The organism is Streptomyces sp. NPDC006365 (assembly GCF_042870755.1).
GTDB lineage: Bacteria > Actinomycetota > Actinomycetes > Streptomycetales > Streptomycetaceae > Streptomyces > Streptomyces xiangluensis.
Genome location: NZ_JBIAHS010000009.1, coordinates 292,775 through 315,509 on the forward strand (window position 1 = coordinate 292,775; position 22,735 = coordinate 315,509).

Annotated in this window: 24 protein-coding genes and 1 pseudogene; 13 read left to right on the forward strand and 12 right to left on the reverse strand. The window is 69.3% G+C overall.

Annotated features, from left to right (window positions below):
• Nucleotides 1–100 precede the first annotated feature (100 nt).
• The 3 genes from ispF to ACFYO0_RS25585 all read right to left on the reverse strand — a co-directional run bounded on the left by ispF (nt 101) and on the right by ACFYO0_RS25585 (nt 2,259).
• Nucleotides 101–604 (reverse strand): 2-C-methyl-D-erythritol 2,4-cyclodiphosphate synthase, encoded by a 504-nt coding sequence (gene ispF / locus ACFYO0_RS25575; RefSeq protein ID WP_388680149.1) that lies wholly within the window; start codon nt 602–604, stop codon nt 101–103.
• Nucleotides 594–1,337 carry a 2-C-methyl-D-erythritol 4-phosphate cytidylyltransferase gene (gene ispD / locus ACFYO0_RS25580; protein WP_388680150.1) on the reverse strand — a complete coding sequence of 248 codons (744 nt, stop codon included), beginning with the start codon at nt 1,335–1,337 and terminating at the stop codon, nt 594–596. Before ispD ends, ispF begins: the two co-directional genes overlap by 11 nt.
• 439 nt (nt 1,338–1,776) lie before the next feature.
• Entirely contained in the window at nt 1,777–2,259 is a 483-nt protein-coding gene (locus tag ACFYO0_RS25585; protein ID WP_003953493.1) for a CarD family transcriptional regulator, read from the reverse strand.
• 608 nt (nt 2,260–2,867) lie between these two features.
• Between ACFYO0_RS25585 and ACFYO0_RS25590 the strand changes: the two genes are divergently transcribed.
• Nucleotides 2,868–3,590 carry a DUF461 domain-containing protein gene (locus tag ACFYO0_RS25590; protein WP_388680153.1) on the forward strand — a complete coding sequence of 241 codons (723 nt, stop codon included), beginning with the start codon at nt 2,868–2,870 and terminating at the stop codon, nt 3,588–3,590.
• Nucleotides 3,591–3,682: 92 nt separating this feature from the next.
• Here the strand turns inward: ACFYO0_RS25590 and ACFYO0_RS25595 are convergent, their stop codons facing one another.
• Nucleotides 3,683–4,363, reverse strand: coding sequence for a response regulator transcription factor (locus ACFYO0_RS25595; protein ID WP_033322296.1), 681 nt, complete (start codon nt 4,361–4,363; stop codon nt 3,683–3,685).
• Nucleotides 4,360–5,700 (reverse strand): sensor histidine kinase, encoded by a 1,341-nt coding sequence (locus ACFYO0_RS25600; protein ID WP_388680155.1) that lies wholly within the window; start codon nt 5,698–5,700, stop codon nt 4,360–4,362. The genes ACFYO0_RS25595 and ACFYO0_RS25600 overlap by 4 nt, the downstream gene beginning before the upstream one ends.
• A gap of 341 nt (nt 5,701–6,041) precedes the next feature.
• Here ACFYO0_RS25600 and phoU point away from each other — a divergent pair, with 341 nt between their 5' ends.
• The 5 genes and pseudogenes from phoU to ACFYO0_RS25625 form a co-directional block, all read left to right on the forward strand.
• Entirely contained in the window at nt 6,042–6,719 is a 678-nt protein-coding gene (phoU, locus tag ACFYO0_RS25605; RefSeq protein ID WP_388680158.1) for a phosphate signaling complex protein PhoU, read from the forward strand.
• 185 nt (nt 6,720–6,904) lie between these two features.
• Nucleotides 6,905–7,057, forward strand: a complete 153-nt coding sequence (locus tag ACFYO0_RS25610; protein ID WP_388680161.1) for a hypothetical protein — start codon at nt 6,905–6,907, stop codon at nt 7,055–7,057.
• Nucleotides 7,058–7,236: 179 nt separating this feature from the next.
• Nucleotides 7,237–7,485 carry an SCO4226 family nickel-binding protein gene (locus ACFYO0_RS25615; protein WP_388680164.1) on the forward strand — a complete coding sequence of 83 codons (249 nt, stop codon included), beginning with the start codon at nt 7,237–7,239 and terminating at the stop codon, nt 7,483–7,485.
• A gap of 143 nt (nt 7,486–7,628) precedes the next feature.
• Nucleotides 7,629–7,835 (forward strand): hypothetical protein, encoded by a 207-nt coding sequence (locus ACFYO0_RS25620; protein ID WP_388680167.1) that lies wholly within the window; start codon nt 7,629–7,631, stop codon nt 7,833–7,835.
• Between the two features lie 314 nt (nt 7,836–8,149).
• Nucleotides 8,150–8,674: pseudogene (locus ACFYO0_RS25625) on the forward strand (non-reducing end alpha-L-arabinofuranosidase family hydrolase); the annotation flags it as partial.
• A gap of 153 nt (nt 8,675–8,827) precedes the next feature.
• Here the strand turns inward: ACFYO0_RS25625 and ACFYO0_RS25630 are convergent.
• Nucleotides 8,828–9,589, reverse strand: a complete 762-nt coding sequence (locus ACFYO0_RS25630; protein ID WP_388680170.1) for a phosphoglyceromutase — start codon at nt 9,587–9,589, stop codon at nt 8,828–8,830.
• Nucleotides 9,590–9,737: 148 nt separating this feature from the next.
• Here ACFYO0_RS25630 and ACFYO0_RS25635 point away from each other — a divergent pair, with 148 nt between their 5' ends.
• Nucleotides 9,738–10,994, forward strand: a complete 1,257-nt coding sequence (locus ACFYO0_RS25635) for an MDR family MFS transporter (protein ID WP_388680173.1) — start codon at nt 9,738–9,740, stop codon at nt 10,992–10,994.
• Between the two features lie 57 nt (nt 10,995–11,051).
• Here ACFYO0_RS25635 and ACFYO0_RS25640 read toward each other — a convergent pair whose 3' ends face one another.
• The 3 genes from ACFYO0_RS25640 to ACFYO0_RS25650 all read right to left on the reverse strand — a co-directional run bounded on the left by ACFYO0_RS25640 (nt 11,052) and on the right by ACFYO0_RS25650 (nt 13,797).
• Nucleotides 11,052–11,882, reverse strand: a complete 831-nt coding sequence (locus tag ACFYO0_RS25640) for an MBL fold metallo-hydrolase (protein ID WP_388680176.1) — start codon at nt 11,880–11,882, stop codon at nt 11,052–11,054.
• Between the two features lie 103 nt (nt 11,883–11,985).
• Nucleotides 11,986–12,777, reverse strand: a complete 792-nt coding sequence (locus ACFYO0_RS25645) for an alpha/beta hydrolase (protein ID WP_388680178.1) — start codon at nt 12,775–12,777, stop codon at nt 11,986–11,988.
• A gap of 198 nt (nt 12,778–12,975) precedes the next feature.
• On the reverse strand, nt 12,976–13,797 hold the full coding sequence (locus ACFYO0_RS25650) for an alpha/beta fold hydrolase (RefSeq protein WP_388680181.1): 822 nt from the start codon (nt 13,795–13,797) through the stop codon (nt 12,976–12,978).
• 241 nt (nt 13,798–14,038) lie between these two features.
• Between ACFYO0_RS25650 and ACFYO0_RS25655 the strand changes: the two genes are divergently transcribed.
• Complete coding sequence (locus ACFYO0_RS25655; protein WP_388680183.1) at nt 14,039–15,019, forward strand: helix-turn-helix domain-containing protein; 981 nt, start codon at nt 14,039–14,041, stop codon at nt 15,017–15,019.
• Between the two features lie 123 nt (nt 15,020–15,142).
• Nucleotides 15,143–15,541, forward strand: coding sequence for a hypothetical protein (locus ACFYO0_RS25660; RefSeq protein ID WP_388680186.1), 399 nt, complete (start codon nt 15,143–15,145; stop codon nt 15,539–15,541).
• A 23-nt stretch (nt 15,542–15,564) separates the two neighbouring features.
• Here ACFYO0_RS25660 and ACFYO0_RS25665 read toward each other — a convergent pair whose 3' ends face one another.
• The gene (locus tag ACFYO0_RS25665) at nt 15,565–16,032 is read right to left on the reverse strand and encodes a DUF2000 family protein (RefSeq protein ID WP_388680189.1); all 468 of its coding nucleotides are present in this window, start codon (nt 16,030–16,032) and stop codon (nt 15,565–15,567) included.
• Between ACFYO0_RS25665 and ACFYO0_RS25670 the strand changes: the two genes are divergently transcribed.
• Nucleotides 16,031–16,825, forward strand: coding sequence for an AraC family transcriptional regulator (locus tag ACFYO0_RS25670; protein ID WP_388680192.1), 795 nt, complete (start codon nt 16,031–16,033; stop codon nt 16,823–16,825). The two genes, ACFYO0_RS25665 and ACFYO0_RS25670, sit on opposite strands and share 2 nt — an antisense overlap.
• Before the next feature lie 13 nt (nt 16,826–16,838).
• On the opposite strand, the gene ACFYO0_RS25675 is transcribed toward ACFYO0_RS25670, so the two are convergent.
• Nucleotides 16,839–17,339 (reverse strand): YbjN domain-containing protein, encoded by a 501-nt coding sequence (locus ACFYO0_RS25675; RefSeq protein WP_388680195.1) that lies wholly within the window; start codon nt 17,337–17,339, stop codon nt 16,839–16,841.
• Nucleotides 17,332–18,669, reverse strand: coding sequence for a D-inositol-3-phosphate glycosyltransferase (gene mshA, locus ACFYO0_RS25680; protein ID WP_388680198.1), 1,338 nt, complete (start codon nt 18,667–18,669; stop codon nt 17,332–17,334). Before mshA ends, ACFYO0_RS25675 begins: the two co-directional genes overlap by 8 nt.
• A gap of 266 nt (nt 18,670–18,935) precedes the next feature.
• Between mshA and ACFYO0_RS25685 the strand changes: the two genes are divergently transcribed.
• The 3 genes from ACFYO0_RS25685 (at nt 18,936) to ACFYO0_RS25695 (ending at nt 22,731) form a co-directional block, all read left to right on the forward strand.
• Nucleotides 18,936–19,721, forward strand: coding sequence for a class I SAM-dependent methyltransferase (locus ACFYO0_RS25685; protein WP_388680387.1), 786 nt, complete (start codon nt 18,936–18,938; stop codon nt 19,719–19,721).
• 265 nt (nt 19,722–19,986) lie between these two features.
• On the forward strand, nt 19,987–21,066 hold the full coding sequence (locus ACFYO0_RS25690; RefSeq protein WP_388680201.1) for a C40 family peptidase: 1,080 nt from the start codon (nt 19,987–19,989) through the stop codon (nt 21,064–21,066).
• Between the two features lie 324 nt (nt 21,067–21,390).
• Entirely contained in the window at nt 21,391–22,731 is a 1,341-nt protein-coding gene (locus ACFYO0_RS25695; RefSeq protein ID WP_388680204.1) for a PP2C family protein-serine/threonine phosphatase, read from the forward strand.
• Nucleotides 22,732–22,735: the final 4 nt, after the last annotated feature.

The following is a 22,735-nucleotide window of genomic DNA, read 5'->3' on the forward strand; positions in this document are numbered from 1 at the left end:
TGTGGCTGGTGAGCATGGTGGCTGACGGCTCCGGGAGCGCCCCTTCAGGGGATCAGCCCCGTTTCGGAAGGGACGGGGCTGGGGAAGGAACACGCCCGGCTCAGCCAGTGCTCACGACCAGCGCCGTAGCGACCGCCAGCAACCCCTCGTCGCGCCCCGGGAACCCAAGTCCGTCCGTCGTGGCGCCCGAGACCGAAACGGGCGCCCCCACCGCATCGGAGAGCAACTTCTGCGCCTCATCGCGGCGTTTGCCGATCTTGGGCCGAGGCCCGACGACCTGAACGGCAACGTTGCCGATGTGGAAGCCGGCGTCGCGGACGATACGCGCCGCCTCTGTGAGCAGAGTGATCCCGGACGCCCCGGACCACTCAGGCCGCCCGGTCCCGAAGTGAGCCCCGAGATCACCGAGTCCGGCGGCGGAGAAGAGTGCGTTGCAGGCGGCATGCGCGACGACATCCGCGTCGGAGTGCCCGGCAAGGCCGGGGCCCTCCCCCTCCCACTTCAGCCCGGCGCACCACAGCTCCCGCCCCTCCTCGAAGGCGTGAACGTCGGTACCGATCCCGACCTGCGGCAACAAGAAGGGCGGGGACGCCTCAGAAGCCATCGTTCGCCCTCCGCCGCGCCAGTACCGCCTCGGCCAGCACCAGATCGAGCGGCCTGGTGACCTTGAACGCCTCCTCGTGCCCCGGCACGACCACGACGGGCTCGCCCAGCTGCTCGACCATGCTCGCGTCGTCGGTGACCCCGTTCCTGACGGTTTCGTGGGCACGCAGGAGGGTGTCCCGGTCAAAGCCCTGCGGAGTCTGTACGGCCCGTAGCCGCCCCCGCTCGGGAGTGGCGACGACCGGCTCGGGCGAGCCGCCGGTACGCGGCTCGACTTCCTTGACGGTGTCCGCAAGAGGCAGCGCCGGTACGACGGCGGGGGCCCCGTCCCGTACCGCCTCGATGACCGCGTCGACGGTGTCTACGGGCACCAGCGGCCGGGCAGCGTCGTGCACGAGCACGATGTCGATGCCGGGCGGCAGCACATCGAGGCCCAGCTTCACGGACTCCTGCCGGGTGTCACCACCGGGCACGACGAGGAAGTCGGTGCGCTCGGGCAGAGAATGCGTGTCCAGGAGCGACTTGACCTCGGCGGCACCGTCGGGCGGCGCCACGACGACGACCAGCGAGACGGCACGCGACGCGGCCATCGCGCGTACCGCGTGAATGAGCATGGGAGTGCCGTTCAGCGCGCGCAGCGCTTTGGGGGCGCCCGGCCCGAGGCGCACGCCTCGGCCCGCGGCCGGAATCACGGCCGCGGTACCGGCCCCGGAACGGCGTGAATCGTCAGACATCGGTTCCTGTCGGGTGTGTGTGCGTGCGGGTGTGTACGGGTTGTACGACCAGGTCCTGTCGTCGATCCGGCGTCCACCGGACGTCAATCCATTGCGCACCGGACGCCGTTCGGCGCGTCCGGGTTGACCCGCCGGTTGACGTCGGTTTGACGACCGGGCCCGTATGGGTATGGCCTCAGCGTGCCGGGCGCGACGCCTTGACCGGGGACCCTTCCGTGACATCTGGTCGAGCCAGCTGCCCGGGCCCGGCACGCCAAGTATCGGTGGCCGGAAATTCATTACCCAGCCGCTGACGTACGGTCGTACGGTGTTCTGGGTACGAGCATGCCGCAGCGCCCGGCGACAGAACTTACGTCATCGGGCACCGCGGCATTTCAATTGCGTACGCCGGACCGCTCGTTTCGCCTCTGGTCGGGAAGCGATCAGAGAGTGACGTGCGTCAGGACGCGAGGACCTCGTCGAGCAGGGCCTCGGCCTTGTCCTCGTTCGTGTTCTCCGCGAGGGCGAGCTCGCTCACCAGGATCTGCCGAGCCTTGGCGAGCATGCGCTTCTCGCCGGCGGAGAGTCCACGCTCGCGCTCACGACGCCACAGGTCACGGACGACTTCCGCGACCTTGATGACATCACCGGAGGCGAGCTTCTCGAGATTTGCCTTGTAACGGCGCGACCAGTTCGTGGGCTCCTCGGCATACGGCGCGCGCAGCACTTCGAAGACCCGGTCCAGCCCATCCTGACCGACCACATCACGTACGCCGACGAACTCCGCATTGTCCGCTGGCACACGCACCGTCAGGTCGCCCTGGGCGACCTTCAGCACCAAGTAGGTCTTGTCCACGCCTTTGATCTGGCGAGTTTCGATGGCCTCGATCAGCGCGGCCCCGTGATGGGGATAGACCACGGTGTCGCCAACCTTGAACGTCATGTGACAGGTACCCCTTCCGTGGCTATCCAGAGTAACACGAGAACCGCATCTTCTGAATGGCGTTTTCGCAGGTCAGGGCACATCTCGGGGCTTGACAACAACGACAGGAACGTGCTGCGAGGGGGCGAGACCAGGGGGTATTCGCAGGTCGGAGCGGTTCCTCGGGGGAGGTGAAACCCGCCCGTTACAAGCCTTCGAAGGCCTACTCGCGTGGCCGAACGTCCAGATTTGTCGGGTTCGGATGACGAGGCTTGCGCTACTCCGTTCGGTGACCGGGGGCGGGTACGAGACGAATCCGGAATTGATCACGCCAGGCCGAAGATCAATTCTCTTGCGCACTCCCGATCGCATTCCTTATGGGAAATGTTGTCAATGTGGCTTGCGTTACCAGGCCGTACTCACGTGCTCTTTGTGTGCAGAGTGATGTCGCACGACTTGAGGGGCGCGCCGCTCGGCGCGATGGTCACAGCGACGCCAGGAGAACCGTAGAGGCGGGTCGGGTGCGGGGGCTCGGTGGTGGATCGGTAACCTGAGCCGCTGACAGACCTTAGGGCGGCTTTACAAGTACGCCGCCCTGCTCCGCCCACGTTCAAGGAGTTGCCGCCGCCGTGAGCAGCAGCCTTCGACGCGGCGCCCTCGCCGCCGCCGCCATCGCGTTCTCGATCGCCTCGCTCGCCGCGTGCGGCGCCGGAAGCAACGCCCAGTCGCTGGAGATCAAGCCGGACAACGCGGCGACCAGCGTCGGCGACATCCAGATCCAGAACGCCGTGGTGATCACCCAGCCCGACCCCGAGTCGACGGGTCCGACCGCGATCTCCGCGACCCTGTTCAACAACGGCAACAGCGACGAGACGCTGGAGTCGATCCGCCTGGCCGGCATCGAGGACCCGGTCACGCTCAGGCCCGCCGAGGGTTCCGGCCCGATCACGGTGCCGGCCGACGGCTCGGTGATCCTCGGTGGCAAGAACAACGCCTCCGCCGTACTGAACGGCAGCCGCGAGGCCCTGGAGGACGGTGACGCGCAGCAGGTCACCTTCACCTTCAGCGAGACGGGCCAGGTGAAGCTGCGGGCGTTCGTCGTCCCGGCCGAGGGCTACTACGCCGAGTGGGGCCCGTCCGAGACTCCCCAGGCGCCTGGTTCCGAGGGCTCCGGGAGCCCCAGTCCCACCGGGGCTCCGGCCTCTCCGTCACAGTCGGCCTCAGGCACGCCGACCGAGCCGGGTTCCGGTGAGGGCGGCGCCGACGGGGCCGGGCAGGGCCCCACGGACGCGGCCTCGCAGAGCGCGCCCACGGGTTCCGAGGCCGGCGAGGACGCGGCCGCGGAGGACTGAGCGGCGTACAGCTGCGGAATTCTCGTACGTACGAAGGGCGGGACCCCCTCCTGGGATCCCGCCCTTCGTCGTGAATGCGCGAGAGGTTCGGTTTACGGCTCGAACTTGTACCCGAGGCCTCTGACCGTCACCAGGTACCGGGGCGCGCCGGGGTCCGGTTCGATCTTGGCGCGGAGTCGCTTGACGTGGACGTCGAGGGTCTTGGTGTCGCCCACGTAGTCGGCGCCCCAGACTCGGTCGATGAGCTGCATACGGGTCAGGACGCGGCCCGCGTTGCGCAGCAGCATCTCCAGGAGGTCGAACTCCTTGAGGGGGAGGTCGACCTTGGAGCCGGAGACGGTGACCACGTGGCGGTCGACGTCCATGCGGACCGGGCCGGCCTCCAGTGCGGCGGGGGTGACCTCCTCGGGCTCCCCGCGGCGGCGGAGTACGGCGCGGATGCGGGCGACGAGCTCGCGCGAGGAGAAGGGCTTGGTCACATAGTCGTCGGCTCCTATTTCCAGGCCGACGACCTTGTCGATCTCGCTGTCCTTGGCGGTGACCATGATCACCGGGACGTTCGAGCGGCTGCGCAGCTGGCGGCACACCTCGGTGCCGGGCAATCCGGGCAGCATCAGATCGAGCAGGACGAGATCGGCGCCGTTGCGCTCGAACTCGTCGAGGCCATCGGGCCCGGTGGTCGCGATGGCGACCTCGAAGCCCTCCTTGCGGAGCATGTAGGACAGGGCGTCGCTGAAGGACTCCTCGTCCTCGACGACGAGCACTCGGGTCACGGAAGGACCTCCGGGGCAGAAAGCGATTCGTACGGGGATGTTGTGGGGGATGTGACGGTGGTCGTTCCGTCGGGCGGCCCGGCGTCGACGTCGTCGGCGAGTCCGGATTTGTGGTCGGTCGCGCGGTCGCGGGCCACGCCCGCCTCCGGCAGCCGGAGGGTGAAGGTGGAGCCCTGACCCTCGGAGCTCCACACCGTGACCTCCCCGCCGTGCGAGGCGGCCACGTGCTTGACGATCGCCAGGCCCAGCCCCGTACCCCCGGTGTGGCGGGAGCGGGCCGGGTCGACGCGGTAGAAGCGCTCGAAGACGCGCTCGCGGTCCTTCTCGGAGATGCCGATGCCCTGGTCGGTGACGGCGACCTCGATGAGGTCTCCGCCCGGTGCGGGGACCCGGCGCGCGGCGATTCCCACGCGCGTACGGGCGGGCGAGTAGTTCACGGCGTTCTCGACGAGGTTGCCGAGGGCGGCGGCCAGCTGGCCGCGGTTGCCCCAGATCTGCAGGTCGGCGGTTCCGTCCGCCCGTCGCCCACCACCCTCATCCGAGGTACCTACGGGCCCGCCCCCCACATTGGCGGCCATGGTGATCTGCTTGGTGCCGGCCTGGTGGCGGCAGCGGTCGATGGCCTCGGCGACGAGTTCGTCCACGCGTACGGGCTCGGCGTCCTCGAGGGGATCGTCGTTCTGGACCCGGGAGAGGTCGATGAGTTCCTGGACGAGGTTGGTGAGGCGGGTGGCCTCGATCTGCATGCGTCCGGCGAAGCGTTCCACGGCCTCCGGGTCGTCGGAGGCGCCCATGACCGCCTCGGAGAGGAGGCTGAGCGCGCCGACGGGGGTCTTGAGTTCGTGGCTGACGTTGGCGACGAAGTCGCGCCGTACGGCCTCGATGCGGCGGGCCTCGGTGAGGTCCTCGACGAGGAGGAGTACGAGGCGGGAGCCCAGCGGGGCGACGCGGGCGGACACGGCGAGGGCTTCCCCACGGCCGGTGCCGCGGCGTGGCAGGTCCAGCTCGACCTGCCGTATCTCGCCGTCGCGCCGGGTGTCGCGGGCCATCTGCAGCATGGGCTCGACGGCGAGTTTGCCGCCGCGTACGAGACCGAGGGCGTATGCGGCGGAGCTTGCCTTGACCACGGCGTCGGCCTCGTCGAGCACGACGGCGGAGGAGCGAAGTACGGACAGGACCGTGTCGACTCCCGGCGGAAGCACCGGGTCCGTGTGCAACGAGGTGCGCGTCGGCCGCTTCTGCTCCCGCTCGCTCCAGCGGAACGCCAGCATGGCGATGACGCCGGTGAGCACACCGGCGATCGCTGCCGCTGCGGCGACCGCCGCGTTCACGTCCATGGCTCCAGGTTAGGCATGACGTACGCCCCCCTTACAGCGCCCAGAGTGCCAGCTCGAACACTCGTCGCCCAGAGTTCACCGTGGGGACCGTGCTGGTTCACTTGCCCCGAGCGACTTCAGAGGAAGGCATACCGGCAGGGAGGGGCCATGTCGCCCACAGTTCACCTGGGTGATAGGGATGGTTCATTTGAGGTGGCGGAAACGGACGCGTTCAGGCCGGACCGTGGGAGCGTGGGGTACGCGAGCCCCTCGGACATCCCGCAGGGGAATCGTGCATGGGGAACCGTGTACGGGGATCCGTGTACGGGAGCCGGAAGCAGACGTAAGAGAGGGACATCCTGATGCGCGACGCGTACCACGAGGAACTTGACTCGATCGGCGAGGGCCTGGTCGAGATGGCCCGGCTCGTCGGGTCGGCGATCGGGCGCGCCACGACGGCGATCCTCGACTCCGATCTGAAGCTGGCGGAGACCGTGATCGCGGGCGACCAGAAGGTCGACGATCTCCAGCACGAGCTCGAGGCACGGGCGATAGCCCTGCTGGCACGGCAGCAGCCGGTGGCGACGGACCTGCGGATCGTGGTCACGTCGCTGAGGATGAGCGCGGACCTCGAACGCTCCGGTGACCTCGCCCAGCATGTCGCGAAGCTCGCCCGCCTCCGCTTCCCGGAGCGCGCGGTCCCGCACGACCTGCACGCCACGATCCTGGAGATGGGCCAGCTCGCACAGCGCCTGATGGCGAAGGCGGCGGAGGTCATCGTCACGAAGGACGTCGACCTCGCGCTCCAGCTGGAGCAGGACGACGACGCGATGGACACGTTGCACCGCGCCCTCTTCCAGCACCTCATGGACGACCGCTGGAAGCACGGCATCGAGACGGCCGTCGACGTCACTCTGCTGGGCCGCTACTACGAGCGCTTCGCGGACCATGCGGTGTCGGTGGCGAACCGGGTGGTGTACCTGGTGACGGGGGAGCACGCGGACGAGATTCAGTCTGCGACGGGGGTTGAGGGGGCGTAAGCGCTCCGCTGCGGGGCGTACGGGTCGGGTTGCGAGGGCGTGCAGATCCGCTGCAAGGGCGTGCGGGGCTGTTGCACGGGCGTGCGGGCTTCGTGGCCGGTGCCCGGGAGCCTCCGTGCGCCGTTGCCGCGCCGGACGGTGGGGGCCTGCAATGGGCGTAGGCACCAAGCCTTCGAGGAGGGACCATGGCCGAATCCCCCACCACCCCCGACCCCACCCGGGATCGCGAGACCGAGCAGCCCGCCGAGATCGTCAGCCTCCCGCTCGTCGCCGCCTGCGGCTGCGGGGCGGGCTGCAAGTGCGGCTGCCAGTCGGGCAGTCCTTGCCAGTGCGGTTGAGTTCGTAGGGCTTGTAGGTCCTGCTAGGGCTTGTAGGGCTTGTGCGACGGCTCGGGGCCCGAGTCGTCGCACACCCCGCGTCGTATGAGCCGCTGTGAGCGGTCGCCCGCGCGGCCATACGGGCGCAGCATGGAGGAGAGGGGGCCGGCGAACTCGTAGACGCAAGGAGGTGCGAGGCCATGGCTCACTTCATGGACGTCCACCGCGGAATGCAGGGCATCACGGCTGAACAACTGAGGCAGGCCCACCAGGCGGACCTGGCCATAGAGCAGGAAGAGAACGTGCACTTCGAGAAGGCGTGGGCAGACCCCGAGTCCGGCACGGTCTACTGCCTGTCCGAGGCCCCCACTGCCGAAGCCGTCCAACGCATCCACGAACGCACCGGCCACAAGGCCGACGAGGTCCATCCGGTGCCGCTGGAGGTGTGAGGGGGGAGAACGGCCCTCCCGGGGTGCTGCTACCTGCACCCTCGATCCGGCAGAGCACTCCATGGTTCCGGCAAGCGGGCGACGGCATGGTTGAACCCATCGAATCCAAGAGGTTCACAGCTCCCCAGCCGGAAGGAACTCCCATGAACTCGCTGCTGTCCACAAAGACAAGCACCGCTCAGGACGCCCTGCCCGAGACCCCCCGCGAGAGCGACCTCACCGCGCTGCTCGCAGCCTGGGAACTGGCCCACCCCACGGCCACCGACCCCGAGTGGCGGCACCTCCTGGAGGAGATGGCCCACCCCCACACAACCCAGGCGTTCCACCGCCTGGCCACGACCGCAGCTTGAGTCCATACGTCCGGCGGGGCACCGCCCAGGCCGACATCAAGTGTTGCTGTGGCTCGAACGCAAGAGGCCCCGGAGCAGTCCAGGGGCCTCTCAGCTGAACGAGGCTGTACGAGGTCCAAACGCCTGCGAGCCGGTTTCCGGTGTGCTGAGGTTCCATGCCGTCACCTCCGCTGGAGAATCCAGCAAGTTACTAACATTGATGTTGGTAACATCGTTGTTAGTAACTCTGAATCTCCTTGAGTGTGGCGACGTATGGAGGACACCGCCGTGGGCGATTTCGTGGGCAGGACGCGCGAACTCATCCCGCCGGCGAGGGTGGCGTCCCGATCGACCCGACCCTGATCGCCGACAACCAGAACATGTACCTGTTCTTCGCCGGTGACAACGGCAAGATCTACCGGGCGAGCATGCCGATCGGGAACTTCCCCAGCAGCTTCGGCTCGTCGTACACGACGATCATGAGCGACACGGAGAAGAACCTGTTCGAGGCGCCGGAGGTCTACAAGGTCCAGGGCCAGAACCAGTACCTCATGATCGTTGAGGCTCGGGGTGCGACTGAGCAGCGCTTCTTCCGCTCGTTCACGGCCTCCAGCCTGAACGGTTCGTGGACCCCGCAGGCCGCCACCGAAAGCAACCCCTTCGCGGGCAAGGCCAACAGCGGTGCCACCTGGACCAACGACATCAGCGGTGACCTGGTCCGCAACAACCCCGACCAGACCATGACCATCGACCCCTGCAACCTGCAGTTCCTCTACCAGGGCCACTCCCCCAACACAGCGCCGGGCACCCCCTACCTGCAACTGCCGTACCGGCCGGGCCTCCTCACCCTGCAGCGCTGACCCGCCCCCTCCACGGTGATCGCGATGTGGTGCGGTCCGCCGACGCGTAGACGAGCGGTTTACGGCGTGGGCAGCTCCACCTGCTGACCGATACTCACCGCCTTGAGGAACCCCAGCCGCGCGTCGGCTGGGGTTCCTCTCGTTCAGCTCTTCTTACTTCTTCTTGCCCTGGTTCTTGACCGCCTCGATCGCCGCCGCGGCGGCCTCCGGGTCGAGGTACGTGCCGCCCGGGTTCACCGGCTTGAAGTCGGCGTCGAGTTCGTACGCGAGCGGGATGCCCGTCGGGATGTTCAGGCCCGCGATGTCCGCGTCCGAGATGCCGTCGAGGTGCTTGACGAGGGCGCGGAGGGAGTTGCCGTGGGCCGCCACCAGGACCGTGCGGCCGGTGAGGAGGTCGGGGACGATGCCGTCGAACCAGTACGGGAGCATGCGGACGACGACGTCCTTGAGGCACTCCGTCTGCGGGCGCAGCTCCGGCGGGAGCGTGGCGTAGCGCGGGTCGGAGAACTGGGAGTACTCGGCGTCGCGGTCCAGCGGCGGCGGGGGCGTGTCGTAAGAGCGACGCCACAGCATGAACTGGTCCTCGCCGAACTCGGCGAGCGTCTGTGCCTTGTCCTTGCCCTGGAGCGCGCCGTAGTGGCGCTCGTTCAGGCGCCAGGTGCGGTGGACAGGGATCCACAGGCGGTCTGCGGCCTCCAGCGCGAGCTGCGCGGTGCGGATGGCGCGCTTCTGGAGGGAGGTGTGTACGACGTCGGGCAGCAGGCCGGCGTCCTTGAGCAGCTCACCGCCACGGACTGCCTCCTTCTCACCCTTCTCGTTGAGGTTGACGTCCACCCAGCCGGTGAACAGGTTCTTCGCGTTCCATTCGCTCTCGCCGTGGCGGAGGAGGATCAGCTTGTACGGTGCGTCGGCCATGCCCCGAGCGTAATAGACGCCCTGAAGCCGTCGTGTGGCTGCCCGGCAGGCGGACAGTCGACTGCGTTCGCCAATTCGGTGGCCGGGCGGAGCGGCGCACTCGTAAGGTACATAAAGAGCCTAAGCCGCTTACATCCGGGGGATTCCGATGTCACGCGCCGCCATGAAACGCGCCGTCCGCGAATCCGTCTCCGGATTACCCCGCGCGTTCTGGTGGCTGTGGCTCAGCACGCTCGTCAATCGGCTCGGGGCCTTCGTCGCCACCTTCATGGCTCTGTATCTCACCCTCGACCGCGGCTACTCCGCCTCGTACGCCGGTCTCGTCGTCGCTCTCCACGGACTCGGCGGGGTCGTCTCCTCCATCGGCGCGGGGGTGATGACCGACCGGCTCGGGCGGCGGCCCACCCTTCTCGTCGCCCAGTCGTCGACGGCCGCGAGCGTCGCGCTGCTCGGCTTTGTGCATCACCCGGTCGCGATGGCCGCCGTCGCCTTCCTGGTCGGCGCGACCAGTAGCGCCTCCCGGCCCGCCGTGCAGGCGATGGTGGCCGACATCGTCCCGCCCGAGGACCGGGTGCGGGCCCTGTCCTTGAACTACTGGGCGATCAACCTCGGGTTCGCGATCTCGTCGATGGCCGCCGGGTTCGTCGCCGAGTACAGCTATCTCGCCGGGTTCCTGATCGAGGCCGGGATGACGCTCGTCTGCGCGATCGTCGTCTTCGCCAAGTTGCCCGAGTCCAGACCCGTACGTACGGAGAAGGAGAAGGCGGCTGGGGACGTGAGCCTCGGGACCGTTCTGCGCGACGGCCGGTTCATGGGCATGGTCGGGCTGTTCTTCCTGGTCGCGCTGATCTTCCAGCAGGGCATGGTGGGGCTGCCGGTGGCGATGGGCCAAGCGGGGTTCGCGCCCGCCGACTACGGCATGGCGATCGCCATCAACGGTGTACTGATCGTCGTCCTCCAGATCCCCGTCACCCGCTTCCTCGAACAACGGGATGCGGGGCGGCTGCTCGTCATCTCGTCCCTCCTCGCGGGGTACGGCTTCGGCCTCACCGCCTTCGCCGGGTCCGTCGGCGCCATCGCGCTCACCGTGTGCGTCTGGTCTCTCGCCGAGATCGTCATCGCCCCCGTCCAGATGGGCCTCGTCGTCCGCCTCTCCCCGCTGCACGGCCGGGGCCGCTACCAGGGCGTCTACGCATCGGCCTGGCCGGTGGCCAGCCTCGTCGCGCCGTTGATGGCGGGCGGAATCATCGACGGGTTCGGGACGGAGTGGCTGTGGGGGACGTGCGCGGTGGTGGGGACGGTGGCGGGTCTCGGGTACTGGGTGCTGATGCGCCGGTTGCCGGAGGAGGAGCCGGCGACGGGGTCCGCCGCCTCGCCCGCGAAGCCGGGGGTCAGTGCGGCGTGAGGCGCTGAGAGCGTACGACCATGGGGCGCCCGTACGTCGGCAGGGTCACCCCGCGGGTCAGACCACGGTCAAGTGTGCTGTGCCGTGGGGCAGCCAGGTGAAAGCCTTGCCACGCTCGGCGGAAGCGGCGGACCCCAGCTTCGCGGTGAGGGCTTCGGGGCCCTCCCGGAAGTGCTGCCAGCCTTCGTAGTGGACCGGATGGACGGTGTGGGGGCGGATGGTGTCACACAGGGCCAAGGCGTCGGCGGCGGTCATGGTGTAGCGGGCGGGGCCGGTGAGGGGGAAGCGGACGCCGCCCAGGTGCAGCAGCACGGTTCCGGGGCGCAGGGCTGCGGCTGCCTTGCGGACGGCGGGGTACAGGACCGTATCGCCGGTGATCCACACCGACCCGTGGTGCTGTCCGGGCCAGGTAAGGGCGAATCCGACGACGGCTCCGGCGACGGGGCGGCTGAAGGGCGGGCCGTGACGGCAGGGAGTGGCGGTGACATCGATGGGCGGGTGGTCCGGCGCCTCCAGCCGGGTGGTGTGTCCGGCCCTCAGTCCCCGTACGGCCCCCGGTCCTTGTCCGGCTCTCATCCCCCGTACGGCGCCGCTCAGCCTGCGTGCTCCCGCCCGGGTGGTCACCACGGTGCCCGCACCGGCGATCATGGCTCGTCCGGCGTCGTCGAGGTTGTCGGCGTGGTGGTCGTGGGTGAGCAGTACCGCGTCGACCGGTCCGACGTCGTCGGGAAGCAGGGCGGGGCCGGTGAGTTTGCGGGAGGACGTGCCCCAGCCGAACGCGTACGTGCGGCCGGGTGGATCGAACGTCGGGTCGGTCAGCAGCCGCCAGCCGGCGAACTCGATGAGGACGGTGGGACCGCCGATGTGAGTGAACCGGACTTCCGTCATGGGCTCCGCCTCCTGTGGCTTGAGCGCTCTGGGCCCCTCCCGCCGCCGACTCCGGGCGGACCGGCCGGCCCCGAGTGGCCCGTCCGGAGTCGGCCGGTGTGTGTCAGGAGTGATCGAGGGCCCAGCTCAGGGCATGGTCGGCGATCTCCTCCCAGCCCTTCTGGGCGGGCATCAGGTGGGATCGGCCGGCGTACTCGACGACCTCGGTGACGGCGTTCGACTTGTAGTGCTTGGCATTTGACCGCTGGACCTTCGGCGGCATCAGATGGTCGTTCTCACCCGCGATGAACAGCAGCGGCGCCCGGCTGTCGTTGTGGTAGTTCACATACGTGTCGTCGTGGCCGGGGTGGATGTTGGCCAGCACGCTGCCCCAGAAGACGTGCCCGGACGCGGGGATGTGGTAGCGCTCGTACAGCGCACGGGCCTCGTCCTCGGGGAACGTGTTCGTGAAGGCGTACCGCCACTGGTCGAAGGTGAGCCCGACCGCCTTGTGCCGGTTGGCGGGGTTCTTCAGCACGGGGAACGTCGCCTTCAGCTGGGACAGCGGGACCGTGGTCACGCCTTCGGTGGGCGCGGAGTTCATGGCCACGCCCGCGCTGCCGTATCCGTGGTCCAGCAGGATCTGGGTGAACACCCCGCCGGCGGAGTGACCCATGATGATCGGCTTGGTGTCGAGGCCGTCGATCAGCTTCTCCAGGGACGCGACGACCGCCGGGACGGAGAGTTCCTCGATGGGGGTGGGGTCGGCGTTGAGGGCCTCAACCTCCACCTCGAATCCGGGGTAGGCGGGGGCCAGCACCCTGAAGCCCTGGGACTGGTAGCGGGTGATCCAGTGCTCCCAACTGCGCGGGGTCACCCAGAAACCGTGGATCAGGACGATGGTGTCGGGTTTCATGAGCCTTCGCTCCTTCAACGGGTCAGCGGGTCAGCGCTTCGCCGGGTCAACGGGTCGCGGCGTAGGCCGCGTTGATGATGCGGGCGGCGGCCTCCGGGTGGGACGTCATGACCACGTGCGAGGACCGGATCTCGGTCACCTTGCTGCCGGCGCGCTTGGCCATGAACCGCTGGGCGGCGGGCGGGATGACCTTGGGGATCAGGAGGCCAGGAAGGCGAGCAGGTCGGCGTTGAACTCGTCCTTGAACTCGCCCACCAGTCCGTGCGGTGCGCCCGGATAGACCTTCAGCCTCGCGTCCTTGACGATCTTGGCCGACTCCAGGCCGCCGGCCACGATCGGGACGATCTGGTCGTCGTCGCCGTGCGCGATCAGCGTGGGTACGTCGAAGCGCTTGAGGTCCTCGGTGAAGTCGGTCTCGGAGAACGCACGGATGCAGTCCAGGGCGCCCTTGAGCCCGACCTGCATGCTCCACATCCAGAACGAGTCGCGCAGGCCCTGCGAGACCACCGCCCCGGGCCGGTTGAAACCGAAGAAGGGCAGGCTGAGTTCGGCGTAGAACTGCGATCGGTCGGCTGTCACTCCCGCGCGGATTTCGTCGAACGCCTCGATCGGCAGCCCCTGGGGATTGGCGTCCGTCTTGAGCATGAGGGGCGGGACCGCGCCCAGCAGGACGGCTTTGGCGACCCGGGCGGTGCCGTGCCGGCCGATGTAGCGGGTCACCTCACCGCCGCCGGTCGAGTGTCCGACCAGTACGACGTCGTGCAGGTCGAGGGTCTCGATCAGCTGGGCGAGATCGTCGGCGTACGTGTCCATGTCGTTGCCGTGCCACGGCTGCGCCGACCGGCCATGGCCGCGCCGGTCGTGGGCGATCGCGCGGTAGCCGTGGGAGGCGACCAGGTGCAGCTGGTCGTCCCAGGTGTCGGCGTTGAGCGGCCAGCCGTGACTGAACACGACCGGCTGCCCGCTTCCCCAGTCCTTGTAGAAGATCTCCGTGCCGTCGTTCGTGGAGACGAAGCCCATGGCAAATGCTCCCAACTTCGGGGGATCTGTGACTGGGGCGATCCTGTCAGCGCCGCGGGCGCGGGTGTTTGCCGTGCACGCCGCGTTCTGTTCCCTGCCTGCCACGCCATGTCTGCCACCCCACATGGGGCTGACGGATTCGAGGATCCGCACATTCCGCCCACAAGCAGGGGAGAGATGTGGAGAATTCGAGGAGACGGCCCGGCAGCGCAGATGTCGCTGCGGCTGACCTGGGGGGATCATGCTGGTCCTGGACACGACGCAGTTACCGGCCGCCGACCGGATCGACGCCTTTCACGCCGTCGCCGTCGGGGAGAGCGGCAGTTGCTCGGTCGAGCACGAGCATCCCGAGGCCGGCGTCTGGAAGAAACTGGAGGTCTGGGCTTTCGGCCCGTTGACCCTGTTCGCCACGCGCGGGTCGGGAATGCGAATCTGGCGCACCCCCCGGCACGCCCGGTTCGACTCCCTGAACACCGTCTCGATCATCACCCAGAGCCAGGGCACGGGCGCCTTCACCTGGAACGGCCACCAGCAGCGCGTCGGCCGCGACGCCCTGGCGCTGGCCCACAAGACCGCCGGTTATGAGTACGAGTGGTCCGGCAGCGGGCTGTCCGTCGCGTTCATGGTCGACGCCGACCGCCTCGGCCTGCCCGAACGACTGGTCCGCGCCGCGATCCCCCTCCTGCCCCACAGCCGGATCGGACCGTTGCTCCTCCAGCACATCCGCGGCCTGCACCACGACGCCGACCGGCTGAGCACCGAACCCGGAGCCGAGGCCCTCGCTTCCGCCACCCTTGAACTCACCCGCGCTGTCATCGCGTCGGTGGCCGCCGACGAACGCACCCGCCGTTCAGTCGCGGAGGACACCCTCCTCACCCGCGTCCTCGCCTACATCCGCGCCCATCTGACCGATCCCGGCCTCACCCCTCAGCGCATCGCCGGTGCCCACAACATCTCCGTACGGACCCTCTACCGGCTGTGCGAGGACGGCGGCCTCAGCCTGGAGAAATGGATCATCCGCCGTCGTCTCGAAGGCACGCGCCGAGACCTGGCCTCGCCCGAGCACGCCCACCGCACGATCGGCGCCATCGCCCGCTCCTGGGGCTTCACCAACCCGTCCTACTTCTCGCGCCGCTTCCACCAGACCTACGGCGCCACGCCCCGCGAATGGCGGCAACTCGCTCCCCATAGGCCCGCTCCCCCAGCCCCCGACGAGCCCTAGAGCAGCCCTGGCCGCCCGGTGCCCGGGACCCGTCACCGCCCCAACCCCCCATATTCAGGGGCTGCTGGACACCGGGTTGCGCCGGCTCGTCGGCGCACGGGACGAGGGGAAGGACCAGGGCTCATGGTCACTGAAGCGCCGGCGCGTATGCCGTTGAAGGTCAAGATCGCCGTGGTGACGGTGTGGATTCAGGCTGTCCTCAATGGCCTCGGCGGGTTCTTCATCCTGGTCGAGGTGAACGACCGGCTCGACCACAACCAGGAAGTCGACGGTCTGATGCGGCCGTTGGCATACGCCTCCATCATCCTGGCGCTCGTACTGTTCACCTGCGCCGTGCTGGCGCGGAAGCGGTACGGCTGGGTGCGTAACACCGTGCTCGTCATCGAGGCGTTCGCGGTGCTCAGCGGACTGATCGGGCTGGCCGCCTCGGGCGGCGCCCCCTCCTTCGCCGCCGGCATTGCCTTCGCCATCGCGATCGCGTCCGGGTTCACCGGCGAGGGAGGGAAGTGGTTCGACCGCTGAGGGCCAGGATCGTCGCCAGGACCTCAGGGATGCATCCGCGCCCCCTTCACCACCTTGTCCACCCCGTTGCGCGGCCCGTACACCGCGAGGCCCACCAGGTCCAACTCCCCCGCGGCGACGGCCCGTACGGCCGCGCGGTTGTCCCGGTCATTGCCCGTGGTGAACAGGTCGGACGTGAAGACCGAACGGGGCAGGGCGCGGGCGAGGGCGCGGCTGTGGGCTGCGGTCAGCGTCTCCTTGGAGGCTTCGAAGATCATCACGGGCTGGCGGATCATCGGGAGGTACGGGGTTCCGTCGGCGTCCTCGTACGGCTCCCCGATCACCTCGGGCAGCTCTGTTCCCAGGCCGCTGACCAGGAAGGCGGTCACATTCAGCCGCTGCCAGGACTCCAGGTCGTCCCTCAGCAGTACGGCGATCTTGGTCTCAAAGCGGTTGTCCATGGGACGAGACTGACGGCTGTCGTACGCCACGGTCTTGTACGTTTCTTGCATGGTGCCCCGGCAGGAAGTGTCCGCCTGGCGCCCGCATGTCCCGGGTGTCGTGGAGGTCTTCCACGCCCACTTCACCGAGTACGCGTACCCCATGCACGTACACGACGCGTGGACCCTGCTGATCGTCGACGACGGCGCCGTACGCTACGACCTCGACCGGCACGAGCACGGCACCCCGCACGACACGGTCACCCTGCTCCCGCCGCATGTGCCGCACAACGGCTCCCCCGCGACCCCGCACGGCTTCCGCAAGCGCGTCATCTACCTGGACGCGACCCAGCTCGACGAGAGCTTCATCGGCCCGGCGGTGGACGGCCCGGACCTGGCGGACCCCGTACTGCGCACCCGAGTCGGCCAACTGCACTCGGCCCTCCGGCATCCCGGTGACGAACTGGAGGCCGCGAGCCGGCTCGCGCTCATCGGCGAGCGGCTGCGCGGGCACTTGCGGCCCAGGCTGACCGGGGAACGGCCGCCGCCGGACCACGGCGTCGCGCACACCTTGCGCGAACTCCTCGACGCCCGCCTTGTTCCGGGCATAGCCCTGGACGAGGCCGCGCGGCTCGTGCATGCCCATCCAGCTCATCTGGTACGGGCGTTCAGCGCGGCCTTCGGTATCGCCCCGCACCAGTACCTGATGTCCCGCCGGGTCGACCGCGCACGCCGGCTGCTCCTCGTCGGTCACCCTCCGAGCGAGGTGGCGACCGCGACCGGCTTCTACGACCAGTCCCATCTGACGCGGCATTTCAAGCGGTTGGTGGGTGTGACCCCGGGCCGGTACGCGCGTACTGCCTGATGTGGACCAGGCGTCAGTCGCCGCGCGGCTTCGTGAGATGCGCGAACGCGTCCAGGTTGCGCGTCGATTCGCCGCGCGACACCCGCCAGGCGTACTCCTTGCGGATCGCGGACGCGAAACCGAGCTCCAGGAGTGTGTTGAAACTGCCGTCGGCGGCCTCCAGGACCGAGCCGAGCAGCCGGTCGATCTCCTCGGATGTGACGGCGGCCAGCGAGAGTTTGCCGGTCACGTAGACGTCGCCGAGCGGGTCGACGGCGTAACTGACGCCATAGAGCTTGAGGTTGCGCTCCAGGAGCCAGCGGTGGACGCCGGACTCGTTCTCGTCGGGGTGCCGGATGACGAAGGCGTTGAGGGAGAGGGAGTGTCTGCCGACGATCAGTGAGACCGTCGTGGACAGCTTGCGGGTGCCGGGGAGCTTCACCACGTAATTGCCGGGTTCGGGGCTCTCCCACTCAAGTTCGGCGTCCTTGAGGACGCCCTCGACGACCTGTGCGGCCTGCCGTACGTCAGCCATGGTGGGAGCGTACGCGACGGCGATGGTCGTGGACCGCCGCCGTGTAGACGTCCGCCGTGGCCGAGGCCGCGGTGTTCCAGCCGAAGGACTTGGCGTGCCAGGCGGCGGCCTCGCCCATCCGCTCCGGGAGCGCGGGGTTGTCGGCGAAATCGCGCAGCACGCGCGCGTAGTCGACGGGATCGTGGCCGGGGACCAAAAAGCCCGTCTCCTTGTTGCGCACGGCGACGGGGAGTCCGCCCACCGCGGCCGCGAGCACCGGAGTGCCGGTCGCCTGCGCCTCTATGGCGACGAGCCCGAACGACTCACTGTAGGAGGGCATCACCAGAACGGACGCGGCCCGGAACCAGTCCGCGAGCTTGTCCTGGCCGACGGGCGGGCGGAACCAGACGACGTCGGCTATGCCCAGGCGGGCGGCGAGTTTCTGCAGGCCCTCGGGCTTGGCGAGGCCGCTGCCGCTCGGACCGCCCACTACAGGCACGACGAGTTTCGAGCGGAGCTCTGGGCGTTCCTCAAGGAGTACGGCTACCGCGCGCAGCAGTACGTCAGGGGCCTTCAGGGGCTGGATGCGGCCCGCGAAAAGGGGGATCAGGGCGTCCTGCGGGAGGCCGAGGCGGGCGCGCGCGGCGGCGCGGCCGTCGGCGGGGCGGAAGCGGTCGAGGTTCACGCCGGGGTGGACGACCGCGACCTTGCCGGGGTCGGCGTCGTAGTGGTGTACGAGCTCGACGGCCTCTTCGGAGGTGTTGGCGATGAGGCGGTCGGCTGCGCGGACGATCTGGGTCTCGCCGATGACACGACCGGTTGGCTCGGGGGTGTCGCCCTCGGCCAGGGCGGCGTTCTTGACCTTCGCCATGGTGTGCATCGCGTGCACCAGGGGGGCGCCCCAGCGTTCGGCCGCCAGCCAGCCGACGTGACCGGAGAGCCAGTAGTGCGAGTGCACCAGGTCGTAGTAGCCGGGGCGGTGGCCGGCCCAGGCCTGCATCACGCCATGCGTGAAGGCGCACAGCTGGGCAGGCAGGTCCTCTTTGGCGAGGCCTTCGTAGGGGCCGGCGTCGACGTGGCGCACGAGGACGCCGGGCGCGAGTTCCACCGTGGGCGGCAGGCCTCCGGTGGTCGCGCGCGTGAAGATCTCGACCTCGATGTTGATCGCGGCGAGGCGCTGGGCCAGCTCCACGATGTAGACGTTCATGCCGCCGGCGTCGCCCGTGCCGGGCTGGTGCAGTGGCGAGGTGTGCACGGAGAGCATCGCGACGCGGCGTGGCCTGCGGTGCAGCCTGAGCCTCGAGGGTGCCGCCGGGGAGCGGCGCCCGAGCCTGCTCACGTACTGGCTCACGTGGCGTTCCTCCTTGCTGCGGGCATGCCGGACCGGAGGACCTGGAGTGCCCTCCAATGCCGGAACACCGGAGCGCCCTGCTCCATTTCCTCTTTACCGAATCATTGCCGAATCTCGCTCAACCGTTCGAGGCTGCTGTGCGTAGAGGGGACAGCAGCTGCACCAGGGGCTCGCTGTCGGAGCCGCCCCCTACCCTCGAACGCATGACATCCCGCGCAGCGGCCCTCCCCCACTCTCGGCTTCGCTCGAGCGGGAGGACCCCCATCCTGGGAACAGTGACGCGCGGGACCACCAACCCCAACCGGCTGCGGCGCATGGACCGCTGGATCGCCGCGGTGCACGGCGCCGAACTGCGCCGGGCCGGCGACGCGGTGGCGGTCGATCTCGGTTACGGAGCCGCACCCTGGACCCCGGTGGAGCTCCTCCAGCGGCTGCGCACCGTTGCTCCACGCGTGCGCGTGGTCGGGGTCGAGATCGATCCGGCTCGCGTGGCGGCGGCACGGCCGTACGAGCGCGAGGGGCTCGCCTTCCGGCACGGCGGCTTCGAGATCCCGCTCCCGGAGCGGCCCTCGCTGATCCGCGCGGCGAATGTGTTGCGCCAGTACGAGGAGGCGGAGGTGGCCGAGGTCTGGGCACGGCTGTGCGCCCGCCTCGCGCCGGCGTGCGCCAACTCTCGCGGGGGGCTCCTCGTCGAGGGCACCTGCGACGAGATCGGCCGACGGCACGTCTGGGTCGCGCTCGGCGCCGAGGGCCCGCGCACCGTCACGTTCGCCACCCGCCTCGGTTCCCTGGACCGCCCCTCCGACCTCGCCGAACGCCTCCCCAAGGCGCTCATCCACCGCAACGTCCCCGGCGAACCGGTGCACGCCTTCCTGCGCGACTTCGACCGCGCCTGGGCGGCAGCGGCGCCCTACGCCTCGTACGGCGTCCGGCAGCGCTGGATACGCGCCGTACGCGACCTGACGGCCGACTGGCCGGTCACGGACGGGGTGACGCGCTGGCGGCAGGGAGAAGTGACCGTGCGGTGGGGGGCGTTGGCGCCACGCGGGTAACCGCCGCTGCCATCCCGCGCCCGTGCCCGTGCCGTGATCGGCATGCGGCGATGCGGCGATGGAACGATCTCCGTGAGTTGTTCGTCACATGGGCGGGGAGATCATCGTCGAGTGGGCAGTGACCCGAGGGGAGTTGCAGAGCGCGCAGTGCCCTGAGGGGAGTTGGGGGAGTTCGCGACTGCCTCTGTCGGATTGCGGGACGCCGTGGCACCATCCCCCGAGGCATCCGTAAGTTACTGACGGTAAATCAGTTTGGGAGCGGAGTATGGGAGCGGGCAAGCGGAGCCTGACCACGGTGACCATGGCCCTGGCCTGCGCGGCGGCCATCCTGGCCGCGCCCGGGGTGGCGTACGCGAATCCGACACCGAGCCCGACGCCAACACCGACGCCGTCCTCAAATCCCGCGAGCACCAAGGACCTTGAGGCGATCCGCAAGAAGCTGGACAAGCTCTACCACGACGCGGCGGTCGCCACGGACGCGTACAACGCGGCGGAGGAGAAGACCGAGAAGCAGTCCGCCCAGATCGTGGAGCTGGCCCGCGCGATCGTCGAGGGGCAGGAGAAGCTGGACAGGCTGAAGGACCGGGCGGGTGCGGCGGCCCGCGCCCAGTACCGCAGCGGCGGGCTGCCGCCCGAGGCACAGCTGATGCTCAGCGACGACCCGCAGGACTATCTGGACGGCGCGGGCCGGGCACGCCAGGGCGAGCAGGCGACCAAGGGCATGCTCGCCGAAATGGCCCGTACGCAGAAGGACTTGAAGCAGTACGCGAAGGACGCCTCCGCCCAGTGGAAGAAGCTGGAGGCCAACCGCAAGGCCAAGGCCGAGGCCAAGAAGCAGGTCACCAAGCAGATCGCCGCCGCCGAGAAACTCGAGTCAGAACTGGAGAAGGAAGAGAAGGAGAAGCTGGCCGAGCTGGAGCGGGAGGCCGCGGCCAAGGCGCAGACGGCTTGGCTGGACTCCGGTGTGCTCGAGGACGCCAAGGGCGAGGCGACAGCCGCGGGCAACAAGGCCGTGGAGTACGCGACGGAGCAGCTGGGCAAACCGTACGAATGGGGCGCCGAAGGGCCGAAGACGTACGACTGCTCCGGGCTGACCTCGCAGGCGTGGGCGTCGGCAGGCCAGGCCATCCCGCGCACCTCACAGGAGCAGTGGAAGCAGCTCGACCGCGTCGACATCAAGGACATGCGCCCGGGCGACCTCATCATCTACAACCCCGACGCCAGCCATGTCGCCGTGTACATAGGCGACGGCGCGATCATCCACGCCCCCCGGCCGGGGCGGACAGTGACGATCGCCGGCGCGGGCTCGATGCCGATCCTGGGGGTCGTACGTCCGACTGCCTGAGGGACATAGGGGATATGACGGAAGTGAGGATGCGGACGCCAACCCGCCGCACCCACACTCCCCAACTCCTCACGTGACGCACTCCACGTGACGTGCAGCACGTTCGGCGGCCCCAATCAACCCCGGCAACGTGACGTTCGTCATTACCGGGAGAGCCAATCGATGTCCAATTCCGTTAGGGGTTGCGGCATATGACGGGGGCCGTTTTGCGCACCGAGTGTTTTAGGCCATTCCGTTGTGGCGGCAGCGGACGCTATGGTCCCCGTCGGTGGGCGAGACCCCTTGTCGCACCGTGCCCTCGGGGGGAGGGAAGGAACCAAGACGATGCCCGTACCCGTACCGCGGCAGAGAGCGATCCCGGCCGTGGAAGGTGGTCAGGCTCGCGCCGCCTCCAAAGTCGGCGCAACGGCCGACACCGCGGCCGCACCAGGCGCCCCGGTCGGCCAGGTGCCACCCTCGGCAATGAGAGGCGTCGGCGACTTGGCCGGCAGCACCTCGCTCACGCTGCTCGTGATCGAGGACGACCCGGCCGGTTCGCTGAGCGTGCCGGAGCTGCTCGACTCGGCAGGCAAGCCGATCCGGGTCCGTGCCGCCCGCAATCTCACCGAGGCCGAGCGGCTGCTCACCGACGACGTCCACTGCATCCTGCTCGACCTCGCGCTGCCGGCGCCCGGTCGGGCCGGCGCGGGCGACGACGAGCTGGCCACGCTCAAGCACGTACTGCGGCTCGCGCCCCGGCACGCCGTCCTCGCGCTCACCGCGTCCGGGGACGCCGAGCGCGGCGCGGAGGCGGTGCGCGTCGGCGCCCAGGACTACCTCTTCCGCGATGAGCTGGACGGCCGGCTGCTCAGCCGCGCGATCCGGTACGCGGTGGAACGCAAACGGTCGGACACCGCCGAGCGGCGGCTCGCCGAGGGCCGGGTTCGCGCCCAGGAGAACCGCCGCCTGCACCGCGGCCTGCTGCCCACGCCCCTCCTGGAGGGCTCCTCGCTGCGGTTCGCCGCGCGCTACCGGCCCGGCCGCTCGCGGGCACTGCTCGGCGGCGACTTCTACGACACCGTGCGCACCCCGGACGGCACCGTGCACGCCATGATCGGCGACGTCTGCGGGCACGGCCCCGACGAGGCGGCGCTCGGCGTGGAGCTGCGCATCGCCTGGCGCGCGCTCACGCTGGCCGGTCTGTGCGGCGACGAACTGCTCGGCACGCTTCAGCAGGTCCTGGAGCATGAGCGCGACAGCGACGAGATCTTCGCGACGCTCTGCACGGTGGACATCGCACCGGACGGCCGCCGCGCCGGCCTGTGCCTGGCCGGACACCCCACCCCACTGATCGCCCGCGCCGGCCACGTCGCCGAAATGCTCCCGTACGAGAGCGGCGGCCCGGCCCTCGGCCTGCTGCCGAACGCCCGCTGGCCGCGCCGACAGGTGGAACTGGGTGGTGCGTGGAGCCTGATGCTCTACACGGACGGCCTGATAGAGGGACGGATCGGCGCGGGCAAGGAGCGGCTGGGCCAGGAGGGGATGGTCGACATGGTCCGCCGCCAGCTGGCACAGGGCCTGAGCGGCGAGGAACTCCTGAGAGCGGCCGTGAACGAGGTCCGGCACCTCAACGGCGGCGAGCTGACGGACGACGTGGCGGTACTGCTGCTGGAGCGCCTGCCGTAAACCC